Annotated in this window: 5 protein-coding genes; 1 reads left to right on the top strand and 4 read right to left on the bottom strand. The window is 34.7% G+C overall.

The window, feature by feature from the left end; translation table 11 throughout:
• Positions 1 to 1,027: 1,027 nt before the first annotated feature.
• Positions 1,028 to 1,156: a hypothetical protein gene (locus F6K54_RS36470; RefSeq protein WP_293088764.1), complete on the bottom strand. Its 129-nt coding sequence runs from the start codon at positions 1,154 to 1,156 to the stop codon at positions 1,028 to 1,030.
• 373 nt (positions 1,157 to 1,529) lie between these two features.
• On the opposite strand from F6K54_RS36470, the gene F6K54_RS36465 reads away from it, so the two are divergent.
• Positions 1,530 to 1,883: a hypothetical protein gene (locus F6K54_RS36465; protein ID WP_293088763.1), complete on the top strand. Its 354-nt coding sequence runs from the start codon at positions 1,530 to 1,532 to the stop codon at positions 1,881 to 1,883.
• 482 nt (positions 1,884 to 2,365) lie between these two features.
• On the opposite strand, the gene F6K54_RS36460 is transcribed toward F6K54_RS36465, so the two are convergent.
• The 3 genes from F6K54_RS36460 to F6K54_RS43465 all read right to left on the bottom strand — a co-directional run bounded on the left by F6K54_RS36460 (position 2,366) and on the right by F6K54_RS43465 (position 6,620).
• Entirely contained in the window at positions 2,366 to 3,286 is a 921-nt protein-coding gene (locus F6K54_RS36460) for a 2-keto-4-pentenoate hydratase (RefSeq protein WP_293088761.1), read from the bottom strand.
• A gap of 12 nt (positions 3,287 to 3,298) precedes the next feature.
• Positions 3,299 to 4,324, bottom strand: a complete 1,026-nt coding sequence (locus F6K54_RS36455) for a pentapeptide repeat-containing protein (protein WP_293088759.1) — start codon at positions 4,322 to 4,324, stop codon at positions 3,299 to 3,301.
• Between the two features lie 748 nt (positions 4,325 to 5,072).
• Entirely contained in the window at positions 5,073 to 6,620 is a 1,548-nt protein-coding gene (locus F6K54_RS43465) for a Uma2 family endonuclease (protein WP_366558339.1), read from the bottom strand.
• Positions 6,621 to 7,418 lie beyond the last annotated feature (798 nt).

The following is a 7,418-nucleotide window of genomic DNA, read 5'->3' as shown; positions in this document are numbered from 1 at the left end:
AAGACAGCATACGATATCCGTCCGGCGTGGTGACTGGAGTTCAGACGTGTTCCCTTCTGGTTTGCTGATTAAATCTAAAAGTATTTACTGATATTGGTTTTAGCCTTTTTGGGTCTGAAATACCTTGGTTTTCAGTTGTTCATGCTCAAAAATTTACCATTTTAGGCAAAAGTTGGGCAAAAAAAAATTACTTTCCTGCTCCCCTACTCCCCTACTCCCCTACTCCCCCGCTCCCCTACTCCTTAAAAAAGACTTTTTCAGCAAGCCCTATTTATCTGAGACATACGGAGGTTGTATGTAAACATTTCCTGCGCAATGCTTACTGTTGCATTATGTAAGCATTTCCTGCGCAATGCTTACTGTTGCATAGTGTGAGATTCAACAACTTTTTTAGGTATGAGAGAATAAATTTAAAATTACCAAATTATTTGGCAGATGAGTTAATATTTCTTTGATGGATTCTCCAAAACTCCAAAAGATATCTCCAACATGGCTAATGCCAAGCTCCGAGAACACTACCTAGTTTCAACCTCATGAAGTGATGAAATATTGGCACCAGTGGCAGTAATATCATGTTCGGATAATCAGTTATAAACAGGACTTACGCATGGACGCTATTGGTAGGGTGTGTTAGCGCTAGCGTAACTGAGCAGTACTCTATATATAGTACCTTTGCGTAAGTCCTGATAAAAAAACTTTATCCCTTTTAATCCTTTCTTCCCTTCTGCCTCCTGCCTTCTGCCTCCTGCCTTCCTTCCTCCAAAGTGTAAGTATTCAACCGAACATGATATAACAAGTGGCCTATTTTTGACAATTACAGAATGTAGTATAACTTGCCAATTTTGTAAGCTTTGTTAAGCTGGTTTTAAGGGTATAACTACTTCGGAAGAAAAATCTATTAATCCTTGCCCAGTCAAGGATAAAACAGTTTATCTATTCTATGTGGCTTTTACCAAAAAATAAGGTCTAAAGCCTCCCTTTTTAAAGGGATGAAAAAAGTAAGTTTCCGTATTTCAAGCCTCTTGGTTTAGCCAGAGGTATTGATAACTGATAACTGATAACTGATAACTGAAATGACTGGGATTGATTTTTCTCCCCCCACTGAAAATTTATCCAGAACATTGCCTGGAATAGCTACATAAAAGCTTTTATTCATTAATGGATAATGAATAATGAATAATGAATAATGAATAATGGATAATTACAAGAAGGTTAAAACCTTTACGGAATTGAATATAAGGAAATCTGATTTCTTCTCTTGTTCTCATGGATATGGCGCAGGTTTCCTCGCCATCCCACTCTATGGGAAGCTCAGAAGATCGACCGCTTTTTTCTCCTTAAAAGGAGAGACTTTAAACCTTTAGGGATTAATTATCAATTATCAATTATCCATTGTCCATTAGTAAGTAAGCTGTTCCATATCTCTTTTTTTGTGCTGAACTATTAGTCTATTTCTAGACATCAATTAAATTCAACTATGCTTAATTTTTTGCTTGTGATTTACCTAGTAACTTTACTCAATAAGGACAATGAACATGAACCACCAACTCAGTCTAGTGCTTCAAAATGACAAAAATATTCAAAAATTAGGTTGTATTAGCGCTGTACATAATCCTAAAGATTCTAATCATTTGGAACGCCGACAACAGCAACGTGCTATTAGTTTATCGATGATGAAAGTTGCCATAATTTATGGTAATAGACAATTTAGTTATGGGGCAGTCACTTATACTTTGACTGACAAAAATTTACGCATAACTCCTTATAAAAGATTTATAGATGTGTTGCGAGGATTGAGAGTTGTCTGTGTTCAGGGATTTCCAGAGCCGAAGATTATGACTGCTTATTGGCATAATAAAACAAAGCGAAAAGTTCATAGATAAATGTTGAGATATTGCTAATTCATGAACTTAAACAGTTTAGATTCACTAAACAAACTTACCTTACTCAACCCAACTTACTACTATTTTATATAGGCTAAAATGTTGGGTGAGAAAATTATTCATGGCAGAAGGAAGACGGAAGAAGGAAGAAGGAAGAATAAAGAAGGAAGAATAAAGAAGGAAAAATATTACGTTATTTACTTCTTCTTATATAAAATCCGGTTAATTGCATATATAACCCGTTTATATAATATCTGTTTATAATTCTATAATTATTTCAATACTAGACATCTCCGCAAAAGAGGGAGTAGGGACGTTCCATACAACTTTACAAATTACAGGAACTGTCCAATAGCTAAAAGTCTTATATTATCAGCAATTTATTCCCCTCCTGGGAGGGGTTAGGGGTGGGTTACCTATTGCCTGTTGCCCGTTGCCTGTTGCCCGTTGCCTGTTGCCTGTTGCCTGCGCGCAGCGCTATACTATTCAAACTTCACAAATATTTCTACAGTTTCATTTGGAGTTAAACCTGTATATTGAGCGCGGATAGTAGTATTTGATTTAACAGTAAAAAAATTTGTCATACTCCCCAAAGAAAGTAAATCCCCTTTTTTTAATTGTTTACCTTCTGCTTGTAAAGAATTTTTAATCCAGAGAACAACATTGAGGGGATTACCTAATAAAGAACTACTATTTCCTGATACTAATACTTTACCAGTTTCATCTAAAATTTCTATATTTAGGTTCTTTAAACGACTTTCCCATTCATCAGTATCAGCTACAGGAATAGGATTACCTAAAATTCCCGCTCTTGCCCCAACATTAATAGCTAAAAGAGCAGGTGCATCTAACTTTAAATCTTGACTATAAACTAAATCTGCTAATTCAATAAATGGTATTACTGCATCAAGATATTTCAAAGTTTCTCTAGGAGTTTTAGCATTATTAATTTCTGCACTTCCAACTCTAACAATTAAATCACCTTCCCCTATTGGACGACTGCCAAATTTAGCTGGAATTACAGCACCACTTTCGAGGAACATTTTGTCGAGTAAAGCACCTCGCAAAGGCTGAGAAACATTAAAACGTTGTTGAGCATTTGGATTAGTTAATGCTGCTTTGTAGCCTACTATTTGACCTAAATTTTTACTAATTTCTGCAGTAAATTGTTTTTGAATTTGTTTTGCTTGAGGAATAGTTAGAGTTGTTGCAGTGTCAACAGGAGTTTTTGTCAGATAATTTTCTACCAGATTTTTGACTAACTGAGAATCACTATTTTGAGTAACTATAGATGTAGAATTTTTGTCGGAAGTTTCTGTTTCTGATGATATTTTTGATGTTTCAAAAGTGCAGGCTGAAAGTAAAGAGATTAAGAGTAAAATAAGATGTTTAGATATGTGCATAATTTTTAGTTTTTAATAAAGTTTTGTTAGGTATTTATACCATTTAGAACAATCAGGAGGATTTTTAGGATCGGAATCTTTATCTTGTTCAATTTCCTTTATTCTCTTTTGGTTAGCTTGTTTGTCCAGAGGAATTAATTTGTCTCTAAATACTATATTCTCTTCAACTATTGTACTGTTTACATAAATTGCTTCTTTCCAATTGCAGGCTAATTTTATTTGTGCATTACTGAGGTTTTCTGCACCAAAAAGGTAAACTCCATAGAGGTTAGCTTCACTGAGGTTAGCTTCTCTGAGGTTAGCTTCACTGAGGTTAGCTTCACTGAGGTCAGCTTCACTGAGGTTAGCGAAAATGAGGTCAGCTTCACTGAGGTCAGCTTCACTGAGGTAAGCTTCACTGAGGTCAGCTCCAATGAGGTTAGCTTGAGTGAGGTCAGCTCCAAAAAGGTTAGCTTCACTTAGGTTAGCTCCACTGAAGTTAGCTTCTCTGAAGTTAGCTTCTCTGAGGTTAGCTTCTCTGAGGTTAGCTTCTCTGAGGTTAGCTTCTCTGAGGTTAGCTTCACTTAGGTTAGCTTCACTGAGGTTAACCCCACCGAGGTTAGTTTCATTAAGTTGTAGACCAGATAAAGAAAATCCATCTTTATGTAATCGTTCTACTGCTGTTTTCACAACCCCAGATTGATCGCCTTTACCGTCATTAATAATAGTCCAGGTAGCAAAAAGTTTATTTTCTCTTTGTTCTTTTAACCCCGTTAACCAGGTTCCTAAACTAACAATAAGAGCAAGATTAGCAAGCAATCCAATAATTTCTAAAGTTGCAGCATTTTTTAACAGATATTCTATATCTTCTAAAAATTTCTCAACACGAGTTGTTTCCCACCAATCTGCAATACGTCTGATTAATCTGGTTTGTTTTTCAGGAGTTGGTTTGTTAGGAGATTGAATATTTAGAGGAAAATAAAAACCTTGTTGTCTGAGATTTTCTATTCTTTCTTCTAATTTTTTGTTCTTTGATTTTTGTTTTCTATTCTTTATCATTGTCTTTATCTTTCCACTTTAATAGTAAACCGATATATCTAAAAATAGTGCAATAAGCGTAGGTTTGGTTGAGGAATCGAAACCCAACAATAGTCTAATACGGTTCAGATAATATCCTGTCCGGATAATTAGTGAGCAAAAAACCTTTTCCCTTCTAACTTTTTCTTTCCTTCTGCCTTACCTCTTCCAAAGTGTAAGTATTCAATCGGACATGATATAAGACCAAAACCTATAAAGTATCGAACAATTATTAGTAGCTCTTGAGATTATAAAACTGCAAAAAAAAATCCTTAACTCAATTGTATTGAACAATATAAGGTAAGGTTTTGTTGGGTTTTACTTCGTTCTACCCAACCTACATTATAGCTGAATATTTAATTTATTTATTCCAGAAAAACTACATCTTCTCAGACACCATTACTATCCAGGACTACTAATTTTTAATTCTCAAGAAAGTTTTGTTAGTCTTGACCGAAATATTGTGGTTTAAAGCCTCCCTTTTTAAGGGGATAATAAATAAAAATTTTCATAATTATTCAATCCTCTTCTTTTCAAGGAGAGTTCATTAATTGATAATTGATAATGGATAATTGATAATTACCTCTGGTTAAAACCGAGAGGATTGAATATAAGGAGATATTATTTCTTTTTTTTCCCCTTAAAAGGGGGAGGCTTTAAACCAGAATTATTTAATAATTAATAATTAATAATTAATAATTCGGTAATTCTAAATTCTAAATTCTAAATTCTAAATTCTTGAATCCCATTGAGAACAATCAGGAGGATTTTCAGGATCGGAACTTTTATCTTGTTCAATTTCCTTGATTCTCTCTTGGTTAGCTTGCTTATTTTCAGGAATCCATTGAAATTCAAATCTTGTAGTGTCTATTCTTTTGTCAGATATTGTGTCTATATTCTCTTGAAATAATGTGTCTATATTGTTTGTTTGTATTGTACTCTTTACATAAGTTGCTTCTTTCCAATTGCAGGCTAATTTTATTTGTGCATTACTGAGGTTTTTTGCATTAAAAAGGTAAGTTCCACGGAGGTTTGCTCCATCAAAGTTAACTAAATCCAAGTCAGCTTCACTGAGGTTAGCTCCACCAAGGTTAGCTTTAGTAAACTTAGTTCCAATCATGTTAGCTTGACTAAGGTTAGCTCCATTGAGGTAAGCTTCACTGACATCAGCTCCGATGAAGAAAACTTTACTTAGGTTAGCTAAAACCAGGTTAGCATTAGCCAGTTTATTCCTACTGAGTATAGCTTCACTAAAGTTAGCTTGAAAGAGTCTAGCTCCAATGAGATTAGCGTCATGGAGATTAGTTTTATTAAGTTGTAGACCAGATAAAGAAAATCCTTCATTATTTAATCGTTCTACTGCAGTTTTCACAACCCCAGATTTATCGCCTTGACCTTCATTAATAATACTCCAGGCAGAAAAATGTTTTTCTTCTTTTCGTTCTTGAAACCCTGTTAACCAGCTCACTAAACTAAGGATAAGAGTAATATTAGCAAGCAAACCAATAATTTCTAAAATTACAAATTTTTTTAACAGATAGTCTATATCTTCTAAAAACTTATCAACAGGAGTTGTTTCCCACCAATCTGTAAAACGTCTGATTAATCTGGTTTGTTTTTCAGGAGTTTCTTTCTCAGGAGATTGAATGTCTTCAGCAGAAGAAAAATCTTGTTGTTTCGGATTTTCTATTCTGTCATTTTCAAGATTTATTTTTTCCGGGAAAACTACATTTTCGTACAATAAAGAAGTAGTAATTTCAAAATTAATGCTTTCTAATTCAACCGAAAAATTCTGTTGAGTATCAGCTATTTCTTCAAGAGAATAAGTAGTAAGTTCCCATTTATTTTTTTCATTAATTTGATAGTATTCAATACATATCTTTTCTGAGTCAATAAGAACATATTCTTTGAGAATTTCTATCTGACGATAATGTTGGAATTTTTGAGCGCGGTCGAAATTTTCTGTACTTGATGATAAAACTTCTACAATTAAACAGGGATAATAGATAACATTTCTAGATTTTGTGTCTCGTGGATCGCAACTTACAACTACATCGGGGTAGAAAAAGGAACCATTGCTGGAAACGGCGACTTTAGTATCTGCGATTTGCACTCTACAACTTTTTCCTTGCAGGTGACTTTTTAAAGCAGACGCTAAGTTGAGAGCAATGTCATTATGAGAAAGAGTTTCTCTAGTCATCTCGTAGACTTTGGCATTGATATATTCATATTTTACGGGTTGCTTTTCTTCCCATGCTAGATATTCTTCTGGAGTCATCTTTTCAGTTATCAGTTATCAGTTATCAGTTATCAGTTATCAAGGAAAATTAGGCGTTGCTGATTCTGGGTATGATGCAAGCCCCCCTGGCCCCCCAAAATTGGGGGGAATAAAACTCTAAAAGTCCCCCAAAATTGCGGGATTTAGGGGGCTTGACTAGAACCAAACAATCGCACATTCATACTTCAATTCAGCAACGCCGAAAATTAATTGTGTCCCCTTAATTTAGCAGGTCGGGACGTTGGATGCAACGTCCTTACGGATTATCGGAAAATGATGTACAAGTTCAAGAATTTAGAATTAAGAATGGCTTTGTTGCATGAAAGTAGGGTTCTTAACATCCATTCCGCAGCTATATCGCTATATGAAAGCGATTATTTATGCACTACCATCTATTGTCCAATAGTTATTACTCTGCTGAGATAGCGATCGCTATATGAAAGCGACTATTGATGTTCTACCATCTATTGTCCAATAGTTATTGCTCTGCCGATCAAAGCTAAAAGTATTTACAGCTTATAGTTTCAGTCTTTTTCACCTCAAACATTTATGCACTACCATCTATTGTCCAATAGTTATTACTCTCCTGAGATAGCGATCGCTATATGAAAGCGACTATTGATGTACTACCATCTATTGTCCAATAGTTATTGCTCTGTTGATTAAACCTCAAAGTATTTACAGCTTATAGTTTCAGTCTTTTTCACCTCAAACATTTATGCACTACCATCTATTGTCCAATAGTTATTACTCTCCTGAGATAGCGATCGCTATATGAAAGCGACTATTGATGTACTA

The organism is Okeania sp. SIO3B5 (assembly GCF_010692555.1).
GTDB lineage: Bacteria > Cyanobacteriota > Cyanobacteriia > Cyanobacteriales > Microcoleaceae > Okeania.
This window is presented reverse-complemented; position numbering and strand designations above follow the sequence as displayed.

Excerpts from the sequence above, each read along its gene's own strand:
- F6K54_RS36470 (WP_293088764.1), bottom strand. The coding sequence starts at position 1,156 with ATGAATAAAAGCTTTTATGTAGCTATTCCAGGCAATGTTCTGGATAAA.
- F6K54_RS36455 (WP_293088759.1), bottom strand. The coding sequence starts at position 4,324 with ATGATAAAGAATAGAAAACAAAAATCAAAGAACAAAAAATTAGAAGAA.
- F6K54_RS36460 (WP_293088761.1), bottom strand. The coding sequence starts at position 3,286 with ATGCACATATCTAAACATCTTATTTTACTCTTAATCTCTTTACTTTCA.
- F6K54_RS43465 (WP_366558339.1), bottom strand. The coding sequence starts at position 6,620 with ATGACTCCAGAAGAATATCTAGCATGGGAAGAAAAGCAACCCGTAAAA.
- F6K54_RS36465 (WP_293088763.1), top strand. The coding sequence starts at position 1,530 with ATGAACATGAACCACCAACTCAGTCTAGTGCTTCAAAATGACAAAAAT.